The organism is Salinisphaera sp. RV14 (assembly GCF_052044135.1).
GTDB lineage: Bacteria > Pseudomonadota > Gammaproteobacteria > Nevskiales > Salinisphaeraceae > Salinisphaera.
Genome location: NZ_JBQDYF010000002.1, coordinates 300,547 through 322,393 on the forward strand (window position 1 = coordinate 300,547; position 21,847 = coordinate 322,393).

20 protein-coding genes are annotated in these 21,847 nt (G+C 64.8%); 15 read left to right on the forward strand and 5 right to left on the reverse strand.

Annotation, left to right across the window (positions count from 1 at the left end; genetic code table 11):
• Positions 1–196 precede the first annotated feature (196 nt).
• A complete protein-coding gene (locus tag ACS8Y6_RS04290; RefSeq protein ID WP_440855028.1) occupies positions 197–3,724 on the forward strand; it encodes a S41 family peptidase in 3,528 nt (1,175 codons plus the stop codon).
• Between the two features lie 227 nt (positions 3,725–3,951).
• Positions 3,952–4,440: a hypothetical protein gene (locus tag ACS8Y6_RS04295; RefSeq protein WP_440851685.1), complete on the forward strand. Its 489-nt coding sequence runs from the start codon at positions 3,952–3,954 to the stop codon at positions 4,438–4,440.
• A gap of 158 nt (positions 4,441–4,598) precedes the next feature.
• Here ACS8Y6_RS04295 and ACS8Y6_RS04300 read toward each other — a convergent pair whose 3' ends face one another.
• Together ACS8Y6_RS04300 and ACS8Y6_RS04305 are read right to left on the reverse strand one after the other, a co-directional pair.
• Positions 4,599–5,429, reverse strand: coding sequence for a mechanosensitive ion channel family protein (locus tag ACS8Y6_RS04300; RefSeq protein ID WP_440851686.1), 831 nt, complete (start codon positions 5,427–5,429; stop codon positions 4,599–4,601).
• A 3-nt stretch (positions 5,430–5,432) separates the two neighbouring features.
• The gene (locus tag ACS8Y6_RS04305; RefSeq protein WP_440855029.1) at positions 5,433–6,626 is read right to left on the reverse strand and encodes a hypothetical protein; all 1,194 of its coding nucleotides are present in this window, start codon (positions 6,624–6,626) and stop codon (positions 5,433–5,435) included.
• Positions 6,627–6,746: 120 nt separating this feature from the next.
• On the opposite strand from ACS8Y6_RS04305, the gene ACS8Y6_RS04310 reads away from it, so the two are divergent.
• Complete coding sequence (locus tag ACS8Y6_RS04310; RefSeq protein WP_440851688.1) at positions 6,747–7,016, forward strand: DksA/TraR family C4-type zinc finger protein; 270 nt, start codon at positions 6,747–6,749, stop codon at positions 7,014–7,016.
• On the opposite strand, the gene ACS8Y6_RS04315 is transcribed toward ACS8Y6_RS04310, so the two are convergent.
• Entirely contained in the window at positions 7,004–7,885 is an 882-nt protein-coding gene (locus tag ACS8Y6_RS04315) for a LysR family transcriptional regulator (protein ID WP_440851689.1), read from the reverse strand. The genes ACS8Y6_RS04310 and ACS8Y6_RS04315 overlap by 13 nt on opposite strands.
• Positions 7,886–8,061: 176 nt before the next feature.
• Here ACS8Y6_RS04315 and ACS8Y6_RS04320 point away from each other — a divergent pair, with 176 nt between their 5' ends.
• The 4 genes from ACS8Y6_RS04320 to ACS8Y6_RS04335 all read left to right on the forward strand — a co-directional run bounded on the left by ACS8Y6_RS04320 (position 8,062) and on the right by ACS8Y6_RS04335 (position 11,550).
• On the forward strand, positions 8,062–8,313 hold the full coding sequence (locus ACS8Y6_RS04320) for a DUF1127 domain-containing protein (RefSeq protein ID WP_440855030.1): 252 nt from the start codon (positions 8,062–8,064) through the stop codon (positions 8,311–8,313).
• A gap of 205 nt (positions 8,314–8,518) precedes the next feature.
• A complete protein-coding gene (locus ACS8Y6_RS04325; protein ID WP_440851691.1) occupies positions 8,519–10,006 on the forward strand; it encodes a SulP family inorganic anion transporter in 1,488 nt (495 codons plus the stop codon).
• 18 nt (positions 10,007–10,024) lie between these two features.
• Positions 10,025–10,882: a universal stress protein gene (locus ACS8Y6_RS04330; protein ID WP_440851692.1), complete on the forward strand. Its 858-nt coding sequence runs from the start codon at positions 10,025–10,027 to the stop codon at positions 10,880–10,882.
• 326 nt (positions 10,883–11,208) lie between these two features.
• Positions 11,209–11,550: a TraR/DksA C4-type zinc finger protein gene (locus ACS8Y6_RS04335; RefSeq protein ID WP_440851693.1), complete on the forward strand. Its 342-nt coding sequence runs from the start codon at positions 11,209–11,211 to the stop codon at positions 11,548–11,550.
• A gap of 83 nt (positions 11,551–11,633) precedes the next feature.
• Here ACS8Y6_RS04335 and ACS8Y6_RS04340 read toward each other — a convergent pair whose 3' ends face one another.
• On the reverse strand, positions 11,634–12,884 hold the full coding sequence (locus tag ACS8Y6_RS04340) for an MFS transporter (protein WP_440855031.1): 1,251 nt from the start codon (positions 12,882–12,884) through the stop codon (positions 11,634–11,636).
• A 503-nt stretch (positions 12,885–13,387) separates the two neighbouring features.
• Here ACS8Y6_RS04340 and ACS8Y6_RS04345 point away from each other — a divergent pair.
• The 8 genes from ACS8Y6_RS04345 (at position 13,388) to ACS8Y6_RS04380 (ending at position 21,328) form a co-directional block, all read left to right on the forward strand.
• Positions 13,388–14,329, forward strand: a complete 942-nt coding sequence (locus ACS8Y6_RS04345) for a glycine betaine ABC transporter substrate-binding protein (RefSeq protein WP_440855032.1) — start codon at positions 13,388–13,390, stop codon at positions 14,327–14,329.
• A 363-nt stretch (positions 14,330–14,692) separates the two neighbouring features.
• Positions 14,693–15,664 carry a COX aromatic rich motif-containing protein gene (locus tag ACS8Y6_RS04350; RefSeq protein ID WP_440855033.1) on the forward strand — a complete coding sequence of 324 codons (972 nt, stop codon included), beginning with the start codon at positions 14,693–14,695 and terminating at the stop codon, positions 15,662–15,664.
• Positions 15,665–15,692: 28 nt separating this feature from the next.
• Complete coding sequence (locus ACS8Y6_RS04355) at positions 15,693–17,777, forward strand: cbb3-type cytochrome c oxidase subunit I (RefSeq protein WP_440851645.1); 2,085 nt, start codon at positions 15,693–15,695, stop codon at positions 17,775–17,777.
• A 33-nt stretch (positions 17,778–17,810) separates the two neighbouring features.
• On the forward strand, positions 17,811–18,422 hold the full coding sequence (locus ACS8Y6_RS04360; protein WP_440851646.1) for a cytochrome c oxidase subunit 3: 612 nt from the start codon (positions 17,811–17,813) through the stop codon (positions 18,420–18,422).
• Positions 18,419–18,757 (forward strand): cytochrome o ubiquinol oxidase subunit IV, encoded by a 339-nt coding sequence (locus ACS8Y6_RS04365; protein WP_440851647.1) that lies wholly within the window; start codon positions 18,419–18,421, stop codon positions 18,755–18,757. Before ACS8Y6_RS04360 ends, ACS8Y6_RS04365 begins: the two co-directional genes overlap by 4 nt.
• 71 nt (positions 18,758–18,828) lie before the next feature.
• Positions 18,829–19,560: an SDR family NAD(P)-dependent oxidoreductase gene (locus tag ACS8Y6_RS04370; RefSeq protein ID WP_440855034.1), complete on the forward strand. Its 732-nt coding sequence runs from the start codon at positions 18,829–18,831 to the stop codon at positions 19,558–19,560.
• Positions 19,561–19,984: 424 nt separating this feature from the next.
• Positions 19,985–21,019 (forward strand): D-cysteine desulfhydrase family protein, encoded by a 1,035-nt coding sequence (locus ACS8Y6_RS04375; RefSeq protein ID WP_440851649.1) that lies wholly within the window; start codon positions 19,985–19,987, stop codon positions 21,017–21,019.
• A 138-nt stretch (positions 21,020–21,157) separates the two neighbouring features.
• Entirely contained in the window at positions 21,158–21,328 is a 171-nt protein-coding gene (locus ACS8Y6_RS04380; protein WP_440851650.1) for a hypothetical protein, read from the forward strand.
• Between the two features lie 82 nt (positions 21,329–21,410).
• Here ACS8Y6_RS04380 and ACS8Y6_RS04385 read toward each other — a convergent pair whose 3' ends face one another.
• The gene (locus ACS8Y6_RS04385) at positions 21,411–21,794 is read right to left on the reverse strand and encodes a diacylglycerol kinase family protein (RefSeq protein WP_440855035.1); all 384 of its coding nucleotides are present in this window, start codon (positions 21,792–21,794) and stop codon (positions 21,411–21,413) included.
• Positions 21,795–21,847 lie beyond the last annotated feature (53 nt).

Consider the following 21,847-nt stretch of genomic DNA (forward strand, 5'->3'; position numbering starts at 1 on the left):
ACGAACGTGCGTCGTTGTCGGGCCACGATATTGCATACTGCACGCATTCGGTGCGCCCGTCGTGCCACGAAGGCCGGCCGACCGGTCATGCCGCTGGCTCGGGCGATGGCGCGTTTCTTGCGCGCCCGGGCGTGAAACAGGGGGCGCCGCGGGTTGCGGCTCTCGCGGGTGATTCGAATAACAAACGAGGGATTCCATGGCTTTGAAGACAGTTCTGGGTAGCGCGGCGACGTTGTTCGCGGTAACGACCGCTGTGATCCCGATGGCGCATGCCGACACGGCCCAAAAGCCGGCTGCCGGTGCCAGGCAGTCCGCGCCGCCGTTGATGCGTTATCCGACCGTTCATGGCGACACCGTGGTCTTCGAGGCCGGCGGCAATCTCTGGAAAGCCGACATCCACGGCGGCATGGCCACGCAGCTGACCGACGACCCGGGTTTCGACGAGGACGCGCATTTCTCGCCGAACGGCAAATGGGTCGCGTTTACCGGCTGGTACCAGGGCAACACCGATGTCTATCTCGTGCCCGCCGCCGGCGGCCGGGTGCGGCGCCTGACCTATCACTCGATCAACAACCCGAGCGAGGGCGGCAAGCTCAAGCCGACCAAGGACAACCGCGTGATCGGATGGACGCCGGACAGTAAACAGGTGGTGTTTCTTTCCCGGCGCGACAGTCTCAATCCGCAGGTCATGCATGCCTACACGGTGCCGGTTGGCGGCGGCCTGCCGAAGAAGCTGCCGATCCCGTGGACCGGGCCGCTGTCGTTCGGGCCCAACGATCACACCGTGGCCTACAACAAGCTTGCCCGGGTCTACCGGCCGTTTCACCGCAAGCATTATTACGGCGGCCAGGCCCAGGATATCTGGACCTTCGATTACAAGAACGGCAAGAGCCATCGCATCACGCACTGGAAGGGCGCGGACGTATGGCCGATGTGGTCGGGCGATACGATCTATTTCAGTTCCGACCGTGGCCCCAACCATATCCAGAACCTCTGGGCCTACTCGCAGAAGACGAAGCAGTTCAAGCAGCTGACGCATTTTTCGACCTACGACATCGATTTCCCGACGCTGGGCGGCGACAAGATCACCTTCTCCGACGGCGGCGATCTGTATGTCTACAACACCGGGAGTCAGGGCCTGACCAAGCTCAACGTGCGCGTGCCGCTCAACGGCGTGAAGGCGATGCCGCACTGGGCCAAGGTCGAGGGCCACGTCGATGAATCGGCGATCGCGCCGAACGGGCATCTGGCGGTGTTTTCGGCTCGCGGCGCGTTGTTCACCGTGCCGGCCAAGTACGGCAGCGCCAACACACTCACCCAGAATCCGGCGGCCGACCAGCGCGATCCGGCCTGGTCGCCGAACGGCAAGCAGATCGCATACATCGGCGCCGAGGGCGATCACCAGGCGGTGTACGTTCGCCCGGCCGATGGCGGCAAGCCGAAGGCACTCACGCACGACAAGCTCAGCGTGCACGGCCCGCTTTCCTGGAGCCCGGACAGCAAGCACCTGACCTATGTCGACGCCGATCAGACGCTCTGGATGATCGACGTGAAATCGGATAAGCGGACCCGGATCACGCGCGACCCGAGCAAGACGCGCGGCAATTTCTCCGATCTGCACTGGTCACCGGGCAGCGACTGGCTGGCGTTTTCCAAGGCGATCCCGCAGCCGATCGGCAACATGACCGTGCCGAATATCCAGGCGATTTATCTGTACCACGTCACCGACGGCAAGCTGACCCGGCTCGGCGACGGCCAGTACAACGATTCGGACCCGTTCTTCTCGGACGATGGTAAATATCTGTTCTTCGTATCCCAGCGTATCGTCAATCCGACCTTCTCCAACTTCGACGAGATCACCGCGGGCCTGAAAAGCAGCGGCCTGTATGCCGCGACCCTGAAAAAGGATACCCCTTCACCGATCGCCCCCCGTGTGCGTTCGGCCACCAAAGGGCTCGACGACGATTCTGCAAGCAGCGACGACGATAGCCCCAAGAAGAACGCCAAAGCGCACGACGGCAGTTCGAACAAGGGCAAGGAAAGCGACAAGAAATCCAAACACAAGACCGATCGCAAGCCGGTCGATATCGACGTCGCCGGGCTGATGGGCCGCGCGGTGCGCCTGCCGGTGCCGGATGCCGATATATCGAGCGTGGCCGAGGCCAAGGGCGTCGTCTACTACACCACCCAGCCGAGCCAGACCATCGAAGGCCCGTTGTCGGGCGAGCAGTCGGCGCTGCGCGCCTACGACATGGACAAACGCAAGGACCACACGCTGGAGACCGACGTCAAACACGTCGCGCTTTCAGCCGATGGCAGCACGCTGTTCTACCAGCACAAGGGTGACTGGATGACGCGCCCGGCGTCGTTCGCCAAGGACCCGGGCGACGATGCCGTCGACAAGATCGATCTGTCGGGCCTGAAGCGCTGGGTCCAGCCCGAGGCCGAATGGCCGACCGCCTACGGCGAGGCCATGCGCGACGTGCGCGATTACTTCCTCGATCCGAAGCTGATCCACAAGATCTGGCCGGCGATCGACGCGCGCTATCGCAAGCTGCTGGATCGCGCCGCCACGCGCGAAGACGTGGATTGGCTGATTGCCAATGCCATGGGCACGCCCGGCGAAAGCCATATGTATGTGCGCGGCGGCAACGACGGCTGGAAGACCCCGGCCAACCCCACAGCCGACCTCGGCGCCGAGTTCGCGCTGGACCCGGACTCCGGCCGCTACAAGATCGCGAAGATCTACCAGGGCGACAACACGGTGCCGGGCTACCGGGCGCCGCTCAACCAGCCGGGCCTGAAGGTCAAGGCCGGCGACTATCTGCTGGCGATCAATGGGCAACCGCTCAAGGCCCCGACCAACCCGTACAAGTTGCTTCAGGGTACCAATGGCGACACCATCTCGCTCAAGGTGGCGGACGATGCCGACGGCAAGAATGCGCACGTCATTCATGTCGAGCCGGTCGCGAATGCACACAAGCTGCACCTGCTGGCCTGGATCCGGCATAACCGTCAGACCGTCGACAAGATGTCGGACGGCCAGATCGGCTACGTCTATCTTGAAGACATGGAAGCCACGGGGATGAAGGAGTTCATCCGCCAGTACTACAGCCAGCGCAACAAGAAGGCGATCATCTTCGACGACCGCTGGAACCTGGGCGGCTTCATCGACCCGATGCTGTTCGATCGCATCGATCGCCCGCTCGATGGCATGTTCACCAATCGCTATCGGGCCACCAGCCCGACCCCGAATGCGCCCATGGGCTACATGGCCGCGCTCATCAATCGCGGTTCCGCTTCCGATGGCGATATCTTCGCCTACATGTTCAAGAAGGATCATCTCGGCCCGACCATCGGCAGCCGGACCTGGGCCGGCGTGCGCGGCTACGACGGGTCGTTCGATCTGCTCGGTGGTGGCAGCCTCGTGGTCTCCGACAACGGCATGTACGGGACCCACGGCCAATGGATCGTCGAGAACATCGGCGTGAAGCCCGACGTGCGCGTCCACGACAAGCCGGGGGATCTCAACGCCGGGCACGATGCGCAGCTGGAAAAAGCAGTGCATATGCTGATGGCCAGGATAAAGGCCCATCCCAAGACCTATCCGCAGGCGCCGAGCTGGATGCCGGCTTTTCCGCCACAGCCGGATTATCCGGCCTGCGACAGCGACAAGGTCGGCAATGGGGTGTGCGACTGGGACAACGGCAACAGCGGCAGCTGAAAGCGTCCGGCCGCCGCGGCGGCCATCGGCCGCGAAGTCGTCAAAAACAAAAGACGGGCACGGGCCGGCTTTCGTTTTCGAGGGCGTTGAAAAACAGCGGATTTTCAGCTGTTTTTGTATCGGATTAATTATATGGCTATCCGCCGCCGGCCGGCCGTGCTAAGCATGGCCGACCGGCGCCACGTATCGCGCGCCGGCTCATCCCTCGATACAGCGGAGTAGCTGCCATGTTGAGAACAAGTCTGGTCGCCATCGGCATCGTATTGGCCAGCGGTGGCCTGGCCCTGGCGCAACCATCATCGCCGGACGCAGGCCCGCCCAATCCGCCCCCCAAGCCGCCCGGCCACCATCACCCGCCACCGCCGCCTCCGGGCGGCCCCGCTGCGCTGCAGGGCAAGGGTTTCGATCTGCAACTCGGCCACGGCCAGGGCCTGCGCGTTCAATGCGGCGATGAACCGCTCAAAGGCTGCATCCAGGCGGCCCAGCCGCTGATTCACCAGCTGGCGCAATCGAGCCGGCGTGGTGAGCGTCATCGCATGGCCTGGAAACATCATCACAAACCCACGGGCCACGCCTCGATGGGAGCCGGGTCCGGGATGACGACGAATCAGGGCGCGGCCGCGAAGCCGGGCTCGTCCCAGGGCCCGCAGCCGTCACCGTCCGACGTATCGGGCGCATCGACGCAACCCGATGGTGCCGCTGGCCCGGCGCAATAGCGCGAAATCGCGGGGCGTGAATCGATCGTTCGGCGCGGGTGAGCGGATGCCGGGCGATCGACTCACGGTTTCCGCGGATCGAACGCGACGCACGTGGTGCTGGCGCGTCGACGCAATCGGCCGCTGTGCTGGCCGCGGCAGACCGGATTCGCCGCCGGTCATGGGCCCAAGGGCGCCGCCATGCCGGCCGGTACGCTTGCCGCCCGGGCGCCGAGTGCGGCGATCGCCGCCTTGCCGCGCACCGTCATGTCGCTGATGAACAGGAATTGATCGCGCATGTCGAACGGGTAGGCGCGCAGCTTGTAGTGCGTGCCCCAGGGCGTTTCAGACAGCACCACGACAATGGGTTTGTCGTATTCCAGATAGGCGCTGGTGAGCGCGACTTCGTGCAGCGCAGCGCGGACTTTCTGTGCGTCGTGATCCGGCGCGACATAGAAGTTGGCCACGCACATGAGCGTGCGCGAACCATCGTTGGCGTTCGCGACGTTCGAGTTCCAGAGCGTGTCGTGCGGCGCGGTGACGACGTTGTCGTCCGGCGTGTTGATACGCACCGCGCGCAACCCGACCGAAAGCACCTCGCCGTAGGCGTCGCCGAGTTTCACCCAGTCGCCGGGGCGATAGGGACGCTCGAAGATCGCCACGATGCCGGCGATGAGGCTGGAGACGTAATCCTTGAAGGCGAAGCCGATCGCCAGGCTGGCGGCGCCCATGATCACCAGAAAATTCTGGAAGGTCACGTTGAACACGATCGGAATCAACCAGAGGATGGCGATCGCCAGCAGCGCGAGCCGCAGAATCGGCACCGCGCCGAGAAGCAGCAGACGCAGCTGGTTTGGCCCGCGTTCGGCCAGGAACGGCAGCGACCGCCGGATCACGACAATGGCGACCGCCGTGCCGCTCACGATCAGCGCGATCTTGAGAAAGTTGATGTCCTGGAGATTGTGGATCAGGTGTGCGGCCTGCCGGCCGCTGTCGTTGGCTCCAGCCATGGCTCAGACCTCGGCGACGGGAAAGCCGGCCGTCGTCAGGCCGGTACGGATCGTGGGGTAGGCTTCGGGGGTGCAGGTCAGGCGGCCCTGCGCATCGTGCGCCAGAATACCCGCGGCCAGCAGACTGTTGATGGTGTTCGCGGTTCCGGTGAACGGCAGCACGTCGGTGAGCCGCGCCGGCAACATGGGGCCGTGGATCAGCAGGGCATGCAGAACCAGCAGCGAATCGTCGCCGCGGCGGCTCGGCAGGGAGAACGCCTCGAATGCGGTCACCCACAGGGTATGCGCATCCCCGTTAGCGGCGTCGGCGGTCGCGGCATCGACGCCGTTATCCGTGTCGTCGTTCGCGGCAATATGCTGGCGCAGGCTGTGGCGCCATAGTCGCCACGCGATCCATGGCACGCCGCGGCTTGCCGCAGCGAGGCTGATCAGTCGGTCGTGGGGCTTGCCATCGGCGCTCAGGGCCAGCATATCGTCGCCCGAGGCCGCGTCCCGGAACCGCATCGGTTGCTCGGTATTCGCGCTGGATATCTCTCGAAACCAGCCACGCAGTCGCTCGCCATCGAACGGTTGGAAGGTCAGCGGCGCCGGCAGTACGGCATCGGCGCGCACCGCCCGTTTGAGATACTGCCAGGCCCAGCTGTTACAGCCGATCACCGCCCGGCGATCGAGTTCGCTCAGCCGGTCGAGCAGGGCGCGAATCAGCCACAGCCCATCGCGGTGACGGAGAAACCACGCCTCCAGTGCCGGCACGACCAGCAGGCCATCACCGTCGAGCGTCGGCAACGCGTCGGGGTCCGCTTGCAGGATGGCGTCTCGTGCGGGTGTTTGCAGCACATGATGGCCTTGCCGTTCGGCCCAGCTGGCGACAATACGATCCTGATCGCCCGGCGGCAGCACGATAAGCTGAAGACGCGGGGCGTCCGGCCCCCGGTCGGCCCAGGCGCCGAGCGTGGCCTGGAGTTCGTCGATCAACGGCCCGCAGGCCGGCGGCGCGGCGGCGGCGTCCAGCATGTCGAGCGTCGATGAATGCAGGCGGGCGTGGTCGATCCGCGGTGCGTCGGTCCGGCGGCGGAGCAGTTCACGCGCCCGGGTGAGCACGCTCTGCAGCGTGTCGCGCGTCGGCAGGGCCGGGACGCGGTAGTCGGACAGCGGCCCGAAACGCGGGCTTTCGTCTCGGCTTTCGGCGTCCGTCATGGGCTTTCCTGGCAAGCTGCTTGGCAATCGCTTCGCTGGCCCGAGTATAGCGGGGTGCTTGCAAACGATGGCCGGCGATGCCATCTATTTAATGACGATTCCGACGGCTCGGAGGATGCGATGGCCAGTGGATGGGCGCGCGAGGGCGCGGTACAGGAACAGATCGACGACACCGTGAACGATGCCGTGGCGAAGGCGCGCCGCGAACTGGCGCAGGGCGGCGCCAGCCTCACGCACTGCGAGGAATGCGGTGAGCCGATCCCCGAGCGGCGGCGCGAACTGATCCCCGGCGTGCGGCTGTGCGTGGCATGCCAGGCCGAAGCGGACGAACACGCGCGCCGGGCCGGCGGCTTCAATCGGCGCGCCAGCAAGGACAGTCAGTTGCGCTGATCGGCGTCGAACGCAGCGCGCAGACAGCTGGCCAGGGTCTCGGCGGCCGTGCCCGCGTCCGCACGCTGGATCAGTGCGATACGCGTCGCGGCGAGCGCCGGCAACTCCCGCAGGGCGACCAGCGGTGGCTCGACCAGGCCGGCCGGCAGTGCGGCGACCGCGAGATCGGCGAGCGCCGCCGCGCTCTGGCCGGCGCCGCTTTCGCTGGAATAGGCGATACGGTAATCGATATCGGCGCCGTCGAGTGCGGCCAGGGCGCTGGATCGCCATGCGCAGCCGTGATTGGCAAGCGCCAACGGCAACGGGCGGCGATGGGCGGCACGGCCGTCCGGCAACCCGGCCCACACCATGTGCTCGGTCGCCACGATATCCTCAATGCGTGAGTCGGTATCGTCGCTGCCGGCCGAAATCAGGGCCAGGTCGAGCTCGCCGGCGGCCACGCGGGCCGACAAATCCGCACTGCCTCGGGCGACGACGTTGACCGTCACCTGCGGATGTTCGCGCGCAAGCTGGCCGAGCGCGCGCGGCAACACCCGGCGCCCGAGATCATCCGGCAAGCCCAGCCCGACCTGGCCTTCGATCGCGGGGGCGAGGAAATGGGACACGGCCTCGGCGTTGAGCTGCAGGAGACGGCGCGCATACGACAGCAGCAATTCGCCGTGTTCGGTCACACGCACCCGCCGGGCTTCGCGCACGAACAGCGGCTGGGCGAGCCTGTTCTCCAGGCCTTTGATCTGCATGCTCAACGCGGACGGGGTGCGGTGAACCTGGCGCGCCGCGGCGGTGAAGCTGCCGGCTTCCGCAATCGCCACAAAACTGCGCAGTACGTCCGTATCCAGCGTGCGGGGCGGGTTTATCGATGCGTGCACCGCGTCGTCCGTTAAGTAAAATTGAACATCTAATGTAGATCTTTGCGCTGTATTGAATCAAGCGGGCGTATCAGTCTGGATCGGGCCACTTGAACCGAGCCTGTTTTATGTGTCCGATCGAATGCTCCCGGGCGCGCCGCCTGGTCTCGACGCGGCCTGCTCTCCCCGATCTGTACATGCCGGCGATGCCGCCGTTGGGCCTGATCGCCTGGATACGCCGTGCCCTCGATCGCCGGGCGTGCCGGCGCCAGCTCGAGGCCCTGCTCGGCGAAGACGATCATCGGCTGGCCGATCTGGGGCTGACGCGAGCCGATATTCACCAGGCGCTGCGTTGTGCCGATGATCCCTGCCGGCAGTTGGCCCGAACCCTGAAGACGAATGCCGCAACGGCGTCCGCGAGAGACCCGTTCGACAGCGAGTGCCACTGATAGGCCGACTTGGATCGCCGCCCGGGTGCCCGGGGCCGGCTGTAGGGCGGCGGTTTGTCTGTTAGTATTCGTGGCTCGCGCCCGGCAGCGCGAATAATCCCCGAATCGATGATATTGCGCCGCGTCGGGTGCGGCGGGCCACGCGAACGAAAACGAACGCCTGGCCCGCCGCACCCGACGCGGCTATTTGTGTTTGGAAAGATAAATGCTGCAACTGATCCGAGAACACTGGTTCTCTAATGTGCGTGCCGACATGTTGTCCGGCGTGGTGGTCGCGCTGGCGCTCATACCTGAAGCGCTCGCCTTTTCCATTATTGCCGGGGTCGACCCCAAGGTCGGGCTCTACGCATCGTTTTGTATCTGTACCGTCAACGCCTTCGTCGGCGGCCGGCCGGCGATGATTTCGGCGGCGACCGGCTCCATGGCACTGGTCATGGTGACGCTGGTGGCGAAACACGGCGTCGACTATCTGTTCGCCACCACCATTCTTACCGGCATATTCCAGTTCATCGCCGGCTCGCTGCGCCTGGCCAACTACATGCGCTTTGTGTCGCGCTCGGTGGTGACCGGCTTCGTGAACGCGCTCGCGATCCTCATCTTCTGGGCACAGATCCCCGAGCTGACGAATGTCTCGTGGGTCGTGTACGCCATGGCGGCGGGCTCGTTGGCGATCATCTATCTGTTTCCGTACATACCGGTGATCGGGCGCATCTTTCCGTCGCCGCTGATCGCGATCCTGGTGATGACCGGCATCTACATGTCCGGCCACTTCGATATCCACACGGTCGGCGACATGGGCCAGCTGCCGGGCAGCCTGCCGAGCCTGATCTGGCCGGACATCCCCTGGAACTGGCATAGCTTCACCATCATCGCGCCCTACGCGCTGACGCTGACGGTGGTGGGGCTGATGGAATCGATGATGACGGCGACCATCGTCGACGACCTCACCGACAGCGGCAGTAATAAAAACCGGGAATGCCGCGGCCAGGGCATTTCCAACATCTGCACCGGCTTCATCGGCGGCATGGCCGGTTGCGGCATGATCGGCCAGACCGTGATCAACGTGAAATCCGGCGGCCGCACCCGGTTGTCCACGCTCACCGCCGGCATCGTGCTGCTGGTCATGGTGGTGTTCCTGTCCGACTGGGTCGGCCAGATCCCGATGGCGGCACTCGCCGCGGTGATGATCATGGTCTCGATCGGCACTTTCTCCTGGGAGTCGATCCGCGACATGCCCAAGCATCCGCTGTCGACCAATCTGGTGATGGTGACCGTGGTCGCGGTCGTGGTCGCCACCAGTAATCTGGCGATCGGCGTGTTCGTCGGCGTGCTGCTGTCGGCCTTGTTCTTTGCCAACAAGGTCGGCCGGCTGCTGCATATCACCAGTCACCTGACCGACAACGGCGAACGGCGGGTCTACGAGATCACCGGCCAGGTGTTCTTCGCCTCGGCGAGTTCGTTCCGGCATGCCTTTGACTACGACGAATCCTTGTCGGCGGTGACCATCGATGTGCATCGTGCGCATTTCTGGGATATCTCGGCCGTGGAAGCGCTGGACCGGGCGGTGCTGCGCTTGCGGCGCGAAGGCATGACGGTCGATATCGTGGGCATGAACGAAGCCAGCAAGACACTGGTCGACCAGGTCGCGGTGCACGACAAGCCCGACGCCGAAAAGCTGCTCGAGCAGCACTGATACAAGGAGGAGAGCACTATGTCCGATGAGCGACCGATCGTGGCGTGCATCGATGGTTCGGCCTATGCGGCGGCGGCCTGCGATGCGGCCGTCTGGGCCGCCACGAAACTCGATGCGCCCCTGACCTTCGTCAACGTCATCAGCCGCCGCAAGCATGCGGCCTCGACCGATTATTCCGGCCAGATCGGCCTGGGCACGCGCGAGCACCTGCTGACCGAACTGGCGGCGCTGGATGCGCAACGCGCCCGCGTGGCGCGGGATCGGGGCCGCGATTTTCTCGACTCGGCCAGCCAGCGGGCGGCCGCTGCCGGCCGGCCCGAGCCGGCAACGTGCCAGCGCAACGGCGAACTGGTGGACGCGCTGCATTACATGGGCGACGACATCCGGCTGTTGGCCATCGGCAAACGCGGCGAATCCGCTGGCGACGACGATCATCTGGGATCCAACCTGGAGCGCGTCATCCGCGGCGTGTCCTGCCCGATCCTGGTGACCAATCAGAGTTTTGCGGCGCCCCAGCGTGTACTGATCGCCTTTGACGGCAGTCGGACCGGCCAGCGGGTCATCGAGCGCGCGGTGGCCACGCCGCTGCTGGGCCAGGTCGAGGCGCATCTGGTGTATGTCGGGCAGCCCAACGACAAGAGACGCCGTCAGTTCGATGACGCGGCCGAAAAACTGCGGGCTGCCGGCGCGCAGCTGACCACCGCCATCATTGACGGCGATGTCGAGCCCGCGCTGCACGACTACCAGCGCAAGCACGATCTCGACCTGATGGTGATGGGCGCCTATGGCCACACGCGTATTCGCGAATTATTGCTCGGCAGCACCACGACCGACATGATTCGGCGGGCCGACGTGCCGTTGCTGATCGTGCGGTAACAATCGACGAAAACGCGGGCGGGCCGGCGGAAGCGGTCCGCCCGCCTTGTTTCGGACCCGGACACCGCGCCGGGCCGCCGCATCCCGGATGCTCGGCGCTGTTCGCGATCAAAGGGCGATCAATGCGGGCTTCGAGCCCCAGCCGCTGTATGACAAAGTCGGCGGGCGGCAGCGTCCCTGTTCGAGCCGGCTCTCGGATCGGCGATTGCATGAACGCCCGAGCCCGAAAGTGCAGACCGGGCTGATTCGCTCGCCTCGATATCATTGCTATGACGGTGACCGGCATTATAGAGACGCGGCCCGATTCGACTACGCGGCAGACGACCATGACCCATCCGGAAATCGATACGGAAACGATGTCGCATACCTTGCATGCCCTGCGCGAGCAGTATCGCGATGAAAGCCAGCGATCGAAGAGCCAGCGTGCCACGGTCGAACTCGACCAGACCACCACCGGGCGGTTGTCGCGTATCGATGCGTTGCAGGCGCAGGCCATGGCGCAGGCTTCCGAGCGGCGTCGGCGTCTGCAGTTGCAGCGGATCGAGCACGCGCTGAAGCGGCTCGAACGGGGCGAGTTCGGCGAGTGCATCGAATGCGGCGAATGGATCGCCAAGGGGCGGCTCGAATTGGATCCTACGGCGCTGAAATGCATCGAGTGCGCCGAATAGGTAAGGGGCGAACTAGACTACGTGCGGCCCTTCGCGTCATCCGCCAAACACTCACGCAGGCGCTGTGGCGTCGATCGGATTTTTCAATCAGACCCAGCGGCCACGGGCTGCGCCAAGGAGCGCCGGCGGTAAAGGAAAGGCCCGGCCAGTATCGGCACAACGAACGCATAGACGCCGAATACCAGCCCCAGCCCGGCCGCACTCAGTCCCGCCGACATGGCCGCGGCCACGGCCACTGGCGCCAGCGCGCTGGCCAGCACCATGGCCGCGCCGAACACGCCGCGCACCGTGCCCACGGCGGCGGTGCCGAACATGTCGGCCCACAGCGCACCGGACAGTACCGAGTTGGCGCCGTTGGTGAACCCGATGCCCGCGAACGCGACCCAGATCGACGCCGGACCCAGGGGCAGGGCAAGGGAAGCAAATGCCAGAGCCATGGGCGATAGATGAATGCGCGTCATGAGGATGGTGCCGAACCGGTCCGCGGTCCGGCCGTAGAACCAGGTGCCGAAGGCGCGGAACCCGGCGAACACGGTGAAGGCGGCGCCGATCATTCCGGCGTTCCAATTCATGGCGTGGGCGATGGTGCTCTGCTCGAACAGAAAACCGGTGGCCATGAACGGTGGCGTGAGCATGATGGCCGCGCCGGCCCAGAAACGTCGATCGGAAAGCAAGGTGCGGCGCTGCAGTGGCGCCGCTGATTGCGAGCCGCCGGGAACGGCCGACCGGTTCGCCGGCTCCCGCCATACGATACCGCGCTGCAGGATCAACAGGGCCGGCGTCACGACCGCCAGTAACAAGGCGGCGACCGTGAGCCAGAGGTTGCGCCAGTAAAGCAGGCCGAGTAGCGCGATAACGGTCGCTGGCAGGATCGCTTCGCCGAGGATAACGCCCATCGTCGCCCAGGCGATGGTCGCACCGCGTCGCCCACCGCCGTTGCGAGCCGCTGCGACGACCGCCAACTGTGTGAGCAGGCCCTGGCCGCCCAGGCGCAACAGGAAGAAAGCGGCCAGCAGCATCGCCCCGGTTTCGATCCCAGCGGCGAAAAGACAACCGGCGATGAGCAGTATTAGGCTAGCCGCGGCCGCGAGCCGTAGCGAGATACGGTCCATGGCGCCACCGAGCCAGAACAGCAGGCTGCCGCTGGCCAGGGTGGCGATCCCGTAGAGCAGGCTCACGGTGGTGCCGCCGATGTTTGCGGCGGACCCGAACTGCTCGCTGAACAGGCCCACGAAGAACGTCTGGCCGAAGCTCGAAATGAAGGTGGCGACAAAGCCGAAGGCAATGACGCGCAACGTACTAACGGCGGCGGTGCCGGGGTGGTTATTGTGCATTGTTGCGTCCACGACCAGACGGCGCGCCAGCTGGTGTTGCCGGCACGCCATCAGGCATCCATCGGGAAATTACGGGCCGCGCCGACCGCGCGGCGTGTTGCGGCGGCGGGTCGGGGCCCGGAAAGTGATGATAGTTTACAAGGCCAACCGGGCAGCGACCAGCCAGCTCGTTCAAGCCGATCCAGCGCACTGCGACCGGCGCTTTCGCGGCGTTGTCGCGACCCGTGGTAGCTTCCTGTGGCCCGCCAGACGTTGTGTGTCGCCGACAAGCACGCCGCGCCGTTGGCCTTCATTAACGCCATGGCCCAGTCGGATGGTGATGGAGGGGGCTGGCTACGCCCCGGTCCATCGGTTTCTGGTGGGCTGTATGACGACTGATATGATTCGTTGTGCCGAGGTGCTGCTGATCGTTCGCTACGCTTGCCCACCCGGGCACGGGCGTTGCATCTGACCTCGACGATGTTCACATCAAAAGAGGCGCCACCCGCGCCCGGGGGAATTGAATGACGAAATCGACATCCGCATGGCTCGCTCGCACGGCCGTCACGGCCGGCCTGATCGTCGCCGGCACCACGCTCGCGCAGGCCGCGAGTGCGTCGACCATCAGCTTTGGCGTGCCGCCGTGGCCCGGGGTAGCGGTCAAGACCGAAATCGCCGAGCAACTGCTGCACACCCTCGGCTATCAGACCAAGACCGAGCATGTGGGCTTGCCCTTCATCTACCGCGGTCTTGCCGACGGCAATACGGAGGTCTTCATGGGCGCGTGGCTGCCGGCGGAGAAGGACATGCTGGGCCCGCTGGTCCAGAAGAAGCAGGTGGTCAAGCTCGGGTCGAACCTGTCGGGCGCGATCGAAGGGCTGGCGGTGCCGGATTACGTATGGAACAAGGGTATCCACTCGATCAAGGATCTGGCCGCCCACCCGAAGATGTTCGATCACAAGATCTACGGCATCGAGGCGGGCAGCGCCATGGATCAGGCCATTTCCAGGGCCGTCAAGGACAACTACGAGGGCCTCGGCGACTACAAGATGGTGCCCAGCAGCACCGCCGCCATGCTGGCCGAACTCAAGCACTCCGAGCCGAAGAAGAGCCCGATGGTGTTTCTCGGCTGGCGTCCACACTGGATGAATATCAAGTTCCATATCCATTATCTGAAGGACAAGGACGGCAGCCCGATCGCCGGCATCAAGAGCGATGTGCTCACGCTGGTCTCGGCCAAGCTGGATAACGACAACGTCACCACGCTTCTCAAGCATATCCATGTGCCGGCCAAGACCCAGAGCCGCTGGATCTACGACTACAGCTACAAGAAGGGCGACAAGTCGACAGTGGCCCATCAATGGCTGGCTTCGCATCCCGAGACGGTCGAGCAATGGCTGGCCGGCGTGAAAACCGTCGACGGCGGCTCGGCGGTCGACGCCTACCACAAGCGCTACGCCAAGTAGCGCCCGGCGCCGTGCCCCGGGCGGCATCCCGGGGCACGGCCAGAGGGCGTGAATATCCGCCGCCGGGTCGTGCGTGCCCCGGCGGCGTGCTCGCGTTTCCTGCCGCGGACAACGCCCGGCGGGGGGGCCGGGCCGGCCGGCATCGGAACGGCTGGCGGAAAAGATCCAACCCTTTGCAGACCTGTATTGGCGGGCTTTGGCGCCGCGGTTTTACGCGATCGGCGTCCGTGTGTCCGGATAAATCCCGATGTTCGTGGGCGCTTTGCTCGCTACCGTGGTATCCGGTCACCGGGCCTTGGCCCTGTGCCCATCGGGTCGGCGCCACCGGTGGCGTGTCGTGTTCGCGATCTACAGAGGGTCTGGATGTCGTACCAAAACGCTGCGCGCCTCGATGCCACGATGAGGCCGGTCCGGCGGGCCGTGCGCCGCCCGATGCAGGCAGCGGGCGCGGTTGCGCTGTTCGCCCTGAGTCTGCCGGCAATGGCCACGCCGCTGTTTCTCACCCTGGACCCCGCCGGTCCGGTGGCAAGATCCGAGCGCTATACGCTGATCGTCGACGCCATCATCATGTCGGCGATCGTCATCCCCACTATCGTGCTGACCGTCATCTTTCTCCGGCGCTATCGCGCCAGCAACACCAAAGCCGGTTATGCGCCCGCCTGGTCGCGCTCGATCGGGTTGGAAATCGCCATGTGGGGCATCCCGCTCATCGCGGTCGGCCTGCTGAGTTATGTCGTCTACACCGGCACCCAGGCGAGCGACCCGTATCACCCGGGGGCGATCGAGGATCATCCCGCTGCGTCGAGCCAGCCCGCTCTCAACATCGACGTAATCGCGCTGGACTGGCGTTGGCTGTTCGTCTATCCGGAACAGCATATCGCAACCCTGCACACGCTGGAGTTGCCGGTGAACCGGCCGGTGCGTTTTCATCTGACCTCGGCGACCGTCACCAATTCGTTCTTCATTCCGCGCCTGGCCGGCCAGATTTATGTCATGCCCGGCATGCATACCCAGCAATTGCTGCAGGCCGATCAGCGCGGCACGTATACCGGCTTCTCGGCGGCACAGAGCGGGGCGGGCTTTTCCTGGATGCGGTTCAAAACGCATGTGGTCGCGCCCGCCGCGTTCCAAAGCTGGGTCGCCCGCGTCAAGACTTCGTCGCAGCATCTGACCGATGCGCGCTACGAACAGCTCGCCCAGCCCACCATCGATACCCAGGGCAAGCCGCAGTATTTCTCGTCGGTGGCGCCGGGGTTGTTCGACCATGTCATCGACGAAGTGCGCGCCGGCAAGGTCTATCCGACCCATCTGTTCGCCGGGAAGAAGATGAAATGAACGCGTCGCAGCCGCAGGACCGTATTCCATGCTAGTTCCGCTTCAGGGCCACTACAGTTTCTGGCTCGGACGCCTGTCGATGGACTGGGTGCCCTACGACAACCCGATCATCGTGGGCGCTTTCGTGTTTGCCTGTGCCGTGGGGCTGACCATTGTCGTCGGCGTCACCCGGCTCGGGTGGTGGGGCTATCTCTGGCGGGAATGGGTCACCACGCTCGATCACAAGAAGATCGGGTTGATGTACATGATCATGGGCGCGGTGATGCTGTTCCGCGGCTTCGTGGATGCGGTGATGATCCGTGCCCAGCAGGCGATGGCGGCCGGCCCGCACACGGCCGGTTTCCTCGACGCCAGCCACGGCTATCTGCCGCCGTTTCATTTCGATCAGGTCTACGGCAGCCACGGCACCATCATGATCCTGTTCGCGGTCACGCCGATGCTGATCGGCATGATGAACATCATCGCGCCGCTGCAGATCGGCGCCCGCGACATGGCCTATCCGTTCCTGAATTCGATCGGGCTGTATCTGACCGCGGTCGGGGCGGCGCTGGTGATGCTGTCGCTGTTTCTCGGCGAGTTCTCGCATGCCGGCTGGGTCGGGCTGACGCCGCTGTCCGAGCTGGCCTACAGCCCGGGCGTCGGCGTCGACTACTGGTTATGGGCCCTGCAGATCAGCGGGATCGGCACCACCATCGGATCGATCAATATCGTGGCGACCATCGTGAAGATGCGCGCGCCCGGCATGGGTTGGAGCAAGCTGCCGATCTTCTCCTGGACGTCGCTGTCGATGAGCATCATCGGCATCACCGCTTTCCCGATCCTCACCGTGGTGGTGAGTCTGCTCACCCTGGATCGCTACGTGGGCACGCATTTCTTCACCGCCGGGCTCGGCGGCGATCTGATGATGTACAAGAACCTGTTCTGGATGTGGGGCCATCCGGAGGTTTACTTCCTGATCCTGCTGCCGTTCGGCGTGGTTTCGGAAATCGTGGCCAACTTCTCGCACAAGCAGCTGTTCGGGTTCACCACCATGGTGCTGGCCACGTTCGCCATCGGCGGCGTGTCCTGGACCGTGTGGCTCCATCACTTCTTCGTGATGGGCCAGGGCCCGGGCGTGAACACTTATTTCGGCATCGCGACCATGCTGGTCGGCATTCCGACCGGGGTGAAGCTGTTCAACTGGATCTTCACCATGTGCCGCGGCCGGCTGCATTTCGAGCCGCCCATGCTGTGGGCGACCGGGGTGCTGTTCCTGTTGCCGATCGGCGGCCTGTCGGGCGTGATTCTGGCGATGGTTCCGGCCGATTACGAAATGCACAACAGCGTGTTCGTGATCGCCCATTTCCATAACATGGTCATGGTGACCGTGTTCGCCGAGTTTGCGGCCATTACCTACTGGTTTCCCAAGATCTTCGGTTTCAAGCTCGATCCGGCCATCGGCAAGCGCGTGTTCTGGTGCTGGGTGATCGCCGCGGCGCTGGTGTTCATCCCCATGTACGGCCTGGGCCTGATGGGCATGACACGCCGCTTGAGTTATGTCTCGCGGCCCGAACTGCGGCCCTTTTTCTATATTCAGGAGGCCGGCATGTTCATGTTCTGCGTGGCGGCGTTCTACCAGTTCAAGCAGTTCTACATGAGCATCCGCGACCGCGCGCAGGGCGTGCACCTGATCGGCGACGGCGAGGTCTGGAGCGGCGAGCGCAGTGTCGAATGGGTGGCGCATTCGCCGGTGCCGTTCTACAACTTCGCCGTTACCCCGCATATCCACCAGCGCGACGAATGGGCCTGGCGACGAGCCGAAGGCTACGCGCGGGCGCGTCCCGAGCGTTATGTGGATATCGAGATGCCGAAGAACACCGCCATCCCGTTCCTGATGGCCGGGGCGACTTTCATGTTCGGTTTTGCCATGGTCTGGCGGATCTGGTGGCTGGGCGCGCTGGGTTTTGCCGGGGTGATCGGCCTGCTGGTGCTGCGCAGCTTCATCGACGACACCGAATACACGATTCCGGCCGCCGACGTCGAAGAACACGAACAACAGTTCTTCCGTCATCGCGATGCGCATTCGCCGGATCTCGGCCCGATCGAGCAGGCCGGCAAGGGAGTGTATCTATGAACCGCCTCGTGCCATGCCCGCCGGAGGTGCGCCATGCTGTTTGAGCAGGCCCGCACGCCGCGCTTGTTCGAGGAACGCACGCCGGATCTGATCGGTAACCGTACCTTCGGCTTCTGGCTGTACATGCTCAGCGACGTGATCATCTATGCGGCGCTGTTCGCGGCTTTTTCGGTGCTGCATACGCACTATGCCGGCGGGCCGACCTCGCAGCAGGTGGTCGAGCCGCTGCACGGTTTCATCGACTCGGTGCTGGTATTTTCCAGTGCCTGGCTGCTCGGGCTCAGCATGCGGGCGATGGCAGCCGGCGAGCGGGCCCTGCTGGTGAATCTCATGGCGTTGGCCGCGCTGGCCGCGCTGGCGTTCGTCGGATTCGAGTCCTACGATTTCGCGCATGCCCTGGCCAAGGGTGAGTCGCCGCAGCGCAGCGGCTATCTCTCGATCTATTTCGTGCTGCTCGGGCTGCACGCGTTGCATATTTTCGTCGGCATCCTCTGGATGCTGCTGATGATGGTGCAGGTCGCCTTCAAGGGACTGACCGAACCGGTCGTCTCGCGCCTGCTCAACCTCAAGATCTTTTTCATGTTCCAGTCGGTGATCTGGGTCTGTGTGTTCGTGTTTATTTATCTTCTGGGAGCCGTCGGATGAGCCGTTCCAACGAAACACTCGAACATCCCGAGGTTCAGCTCGGCGGCATCGTGTCGTATACGGTCGGCTATGGGCTTTCGATTATGCTGAGCGGGCTGGCCTTCGGGCTCGTCCACACCCGTGCGCTGCCCCGGCCGGTCATGTTCGGCGCGCTCTGTGGCATCGCCTTCGCGCTCGTTCTGGTGCAGATGTTCCTGTTTCTGGGGCTCAACCTGAACCCGGGTCATCGCTGGAAGACCGCGGCCACCCTGTTCACGCTGCCGATCCTGATCCTGATGATCGTGCTCACCATCTGGGTGTTCTATACCCTGCAGCTGCGGGTCATGCCGCATTGAGCCTGGCCTGCGATTGACCGCACGCCCGGCTTCGCGCAGCGTGGCGGCATGTTGGAACACGGGAACGAAACATGGATGATATTCACGACCGCGTCGCCCTGGTGACCGGCGCCTCCCGCGGCATCGGCCGCGGTGCGGCGATCGCGCTGGGCCACGCCGGTTGCCGGGTCGCGCTGGGTTACAACCGCTCGGCGGACGAGGCCCGGGCGGCCGCCGCCGAGATCGAGGCCGCCGGCGGCCGCGCCATTGCCGTGCAGGCCGATATGGCCGACCACGACGCACTGAATGCCATGGTGGATACGGTCGAATCCGAACTCGGCCCGGTCGAGATTCTGGTCAACAACGCCGGCATCAACCCGATCTATCCGCTGCACGAGATCGACGCCACGCGCTGGAACGAAACACTGCAGATCAACCTCACTTCCTGCTTCGTCCTGTCGCAGCGGGTGGTGCCCGGAATGCGGGAACGCGGCTGGGGCCGGCTGATCATGATGTCGTCGGTTGCCGCCCATATCGGCGGGGTGATCGGGCCGCATTATGCCGCCAGCAAGGCCGGCCAGCTCGGCCTGATGCGCAGCTACGCGCGCATGCTGGCCACCGAAGGCATCACCTCGAACGCGATCGCCCCGGCGCTGATCGAGACCGACATGATCGCGGGCAACGACAACATCACGCCGGACCTGATCCCGGTCAAGCGCTTCGGCCGGGTCGACGAAATCTCGGACATGGTCGTGCATCTGGCGCGAAATGCCTACATGAACGGCCAGACCGTGAATATCGATGGCGGCCTGTACATGAGCTGATAAAGCATGGCGCGGTAGCCGCCGACGAACGAATGCCGCATTAGCCCGGCGTGGCCGGGCGTGATTCAAGTGATCGGCTGTCGGTCGCAGGAAGCGGATTGTGGCCGCGCCTCGCGCGCGACGCCGACCGACGCCACAAGCCGTTGCGTCTTGCGGGATGTCATCTTGTCCCCGGTTTGCCTGCATCGCGAACGCGTCTCGCGTTGAGCGACCGGGGCCAACGCCCACTCATACACAGAATCTGTGGATAAGCCCGTGGGTAGATCGTGCCGGCCCTCGTGGCGTCGGCGCGCGCGAAGGGTGATCAAATAATCGCCAGGCTGTTTCGCAATCGGGCGATGGCCGGGGTGGGGTGCCCGATAAGTCGCATAATCGGGTAAAAATAAGGCTGACCGGTCGCTCGCCATCACCCGAAGAGTCAGACATGCCCGTTCATCGCCTGCCCACGTTCGGTCATCCACACCAGCCGCTGCTCGACGGGGTCACGCCGATCCAGCGGCTCACGCGTTTGGAGGACAGCCTCGGGCGTGCCGGCCGTGGCATCGAAATCCACGTCAAACGCGACGACCACATGAGCCTGGGCGGCGGTGGCAACAAGCTGCGCAAACTCGAGTTTCTGTTGGGCCGGGCACGGGCCGAGGGCGTCGACACGGTGATTACCGTCGGCGGGCTGCAATCCAACCATGCCCGGTTGACCGCCGCCGCCTGTGCCCGGCTCGGCCTGGCTTGCGAACTCGTGCTCACCCGCGTGGTGCCGCGCGCCGATCCCGACTACGAGACCAGCGGCAACATCCTGCTCAACCGCCTGTTCGATGCCCGGATCCAGGCCCACGCCGGCGACGTGGACGCCCTCGAGGAAGCCTGGGCGCGCGCCGAGGCGCTGGAGGCGCGCGGACGGTGTGTTCTGGTGGTGCCCACCGGCGGTGCCACGGCGTTGGGTTGCCTGGGCTATGCCCGCTGCGCCTACGAGATCGCGGCCCAGGAAGAAAAGCTCGGTATCACGTTCGATACGCTAGTCACCGCCAACGGCAGCGGCGGCACCCACGCCGGTCTGGCCGCCGGTATGGTGGCCCTTCGCCGCGATCCGAGCCGGGTGCTGTCTTATACCGTGCTCGCCGAGGAAGCGGACGCGCGTCTGCGTACCACCGAGTTGATCGCGCAGACGCTTGATGCCATGGGCGTGGTCGGCAACCGCGGCCTCTTTTGCCCGTTGGTCGATGGCCGTCATCGAGGGCCGGGTTATGGCATGCCGACCCCGGCCATGATCGATGCCGTGGCGCGCGTGGCCCGTCTGGAAGGCCTGCTTCTCGATCCGGTGTATTCCGGCAAAGCCATGGCCGGACTGCTGGCCGATATTACCGCCGGCCGGTTCGAGCCGGGGCAGCGCGTACTGTTTCTGGCCACCGGCGGCGAGCCCGGCCTTTATGCGTATCGATCGGTGTTCAGCCCTGGCGACTGAGTGGCGGCCGCGCGCGCCCTGGGGCCGCGAACAACCCACAGAATCTGTGGACAAGGCCGTGGGCCGTTTGCGCGAAAGCCCGTGGCAGCAAGGCATTGAAGACGCTGGTCAAGAAATGTTCAAGCGATGGACGCGCGCGTGGCCGGTCGAAAACATTATCCCTCGGATGTTGTCGTGGGCGCGGCCAGCGGCCACTTCGTGGGCATATTCGCCGACGAAGCGTTTCTGGGCCTCTCGCCCGATCGCTTCGTACCCACCGTCAGCATGTCGCGCCATGGCGGCACGGTGGGCTTCGAAGGCCACTTCTAGCCGACGGCGGGCGGCCTCGTCTTGAGGCCGTCTGCCGTGCTCGCGCGGATGATGGGTTGGGGCGGTTGCTCGCCGCCTGTGGCTACAGCCAGCGCGTGATATACGGCAGGAAAACGATCAGGCCGACCGCCACCGAGCCGAGAGCGCTCAACAGGACCGCCCCCGCGGCCACGTCCTTGGCCTTTTTGACCACCGGATGAAAATCCGGCGAGGCGACATCGCACAGCAGCTCGAATGCGGTATTCAACGCCTCCGCCACCCAGACCGTGGTAATCGCCAGAATCAGCACGCACCACTCGATGGGTGTCACGCCCACGGCCAGCCCGAGGCACACCACGACCGCCGTGGCCGCGGCGTGAACCCGGGCGTTGTGCTGGCTGACGAGCAGCTCGCCAATGCCGGCGATGGCATATCGCATGCTGCGAATACGCCCGATGAAGGTAAACGGGGCTGTGCTGTCGTTCATGGGCGAGCGCCTGCGCTGGATACCGTGTGCCAACGCGCCGAGCTCGCATATCG

Coding starts and splice junctions, on each gene's coding strand:
- ACS8Y6_RS04375 (WP_440851649.1), top strand. CDS start 19,985: ATGCCCGTTCATCGCCTGCCCACGTTCGGTCATCCACACCAGCCGCTG.
- ACS8Y6_RS04370 (WP_440855034.1), top strand. CDS start 18,829: ATGGATGATATTCACGACCGCGTCGCCCTGGTGACCGGCGCCTCCCGC.
- ACS8Y6_RS04300 (WP_440851686.1), bottom strand. CDS start 5,429: ATGGCTGGAGCCAACGACAGCGGCCGGCAGGCCGCACACCTGATCCAC.
- ACS8Y6_RS04290 (WP_440855028.1), top strand. CDS start 197: ATGGCTTTGAAGACAGTTCTGGGTAGCGCGGCGACGTTGTTCGCGGTA.
- ACS8Y6_RS04335 (WP_440851693.1), top strand. CDS start 11,209: ATGACCCATCCGGAAATCGATACGGAAACGATGTCGCATACCTTGCAT.
- ACS8Y6_RS04295 (WP_440851685.1), top strand. CDS start 3,952: ATGTTGAGAACAAGTCTGGTCGCCATCGGCATCGTATTGGCCAGCGGT.
- ACS8Y6_RS04305 (WP_440855029.1), bottom strand. CDS start 6,626: ATGACGGACGCCGAAAGCCGAGACGAAAGCCCGCGTTTCGGGCCGCTG.
- ACS8Y6_RS04345 (WP_440855032.1), top strand. CDS start 13,388: ATGACGAAATCGACATCCGCATGGCTCGCTCGCACGGCCGTCACGGCC.
- ACS8Y6_RS04365 (WP_440851647.1), top strand. CDS start 18,419: ATGAGCCGTTCCAACGAAACACTCGAACATCCCGAGGTTCAGCTCGGC.
- ACS8Y6_RS04325 (WP_440851691.1), top strand. CDS start 8,519: ATGCTGCAACTGATCCGAGAACACTGGTTCTCTAATGTGCGTGCCGAC.
- ACS8Y6_RS04340 (WP_440855031.1), bottom strand. CDS start 12,884: ATGCACAATAACCACCCCGGCACCGCCGCCGTTAGTACGTTGCGCGTC.
- ACS8Y6_RS04355 (WP_440851645.1), top strand. CDS start 15,693: ATGCTAGTTCCGCTTCAGGGCCACTACAGTTTCTGGCTCGGACGCCTG.
- ACS8Y6_RS04360 (WP_440851646.1), top strand. CDS start 17,811: ATGCTGTTTGAGCAGGCCCGCACGCCGCGCTTGTTCGAGGAACGCACG.
- ACS8Y6_RS04385 (WP_440855035.1), bottom strand. CDS start 21,794: ATGAACGACAGCACAGCCCCGTTTACCTTCATCGGGCGTATTCGCAGC.
- ACS8Y6_RS04330 (WP_440851692.1), top strand. CDS start 10,025: ATGTCCGATGAGCGACCGATCGTGGCGTGCATCGATGGTTCGGCCTAT.
- ACS8Y6_RS04320 (WP_440855030.1), top strand. CDS start 8,062: ATGCCGGCGATGCCGCCGTTGGGCCTGATCGCCTGGATACGCCGTGCC.
- ACS8Y6_RS04310 (WP_440851688.1), top strand. CDS start 6,747: ATGGCCAGTGGATGGGCGCGCGAGGGCGCGGTACAGGAACAGATCGAC.
- ACS8Y6_RS04350 (WP_440855033.1), top strand. CDS start 14,693: ATGTCGTACCAAAACGCTGCGCGCCTCGATGCCACGATGAGGCCGGTC.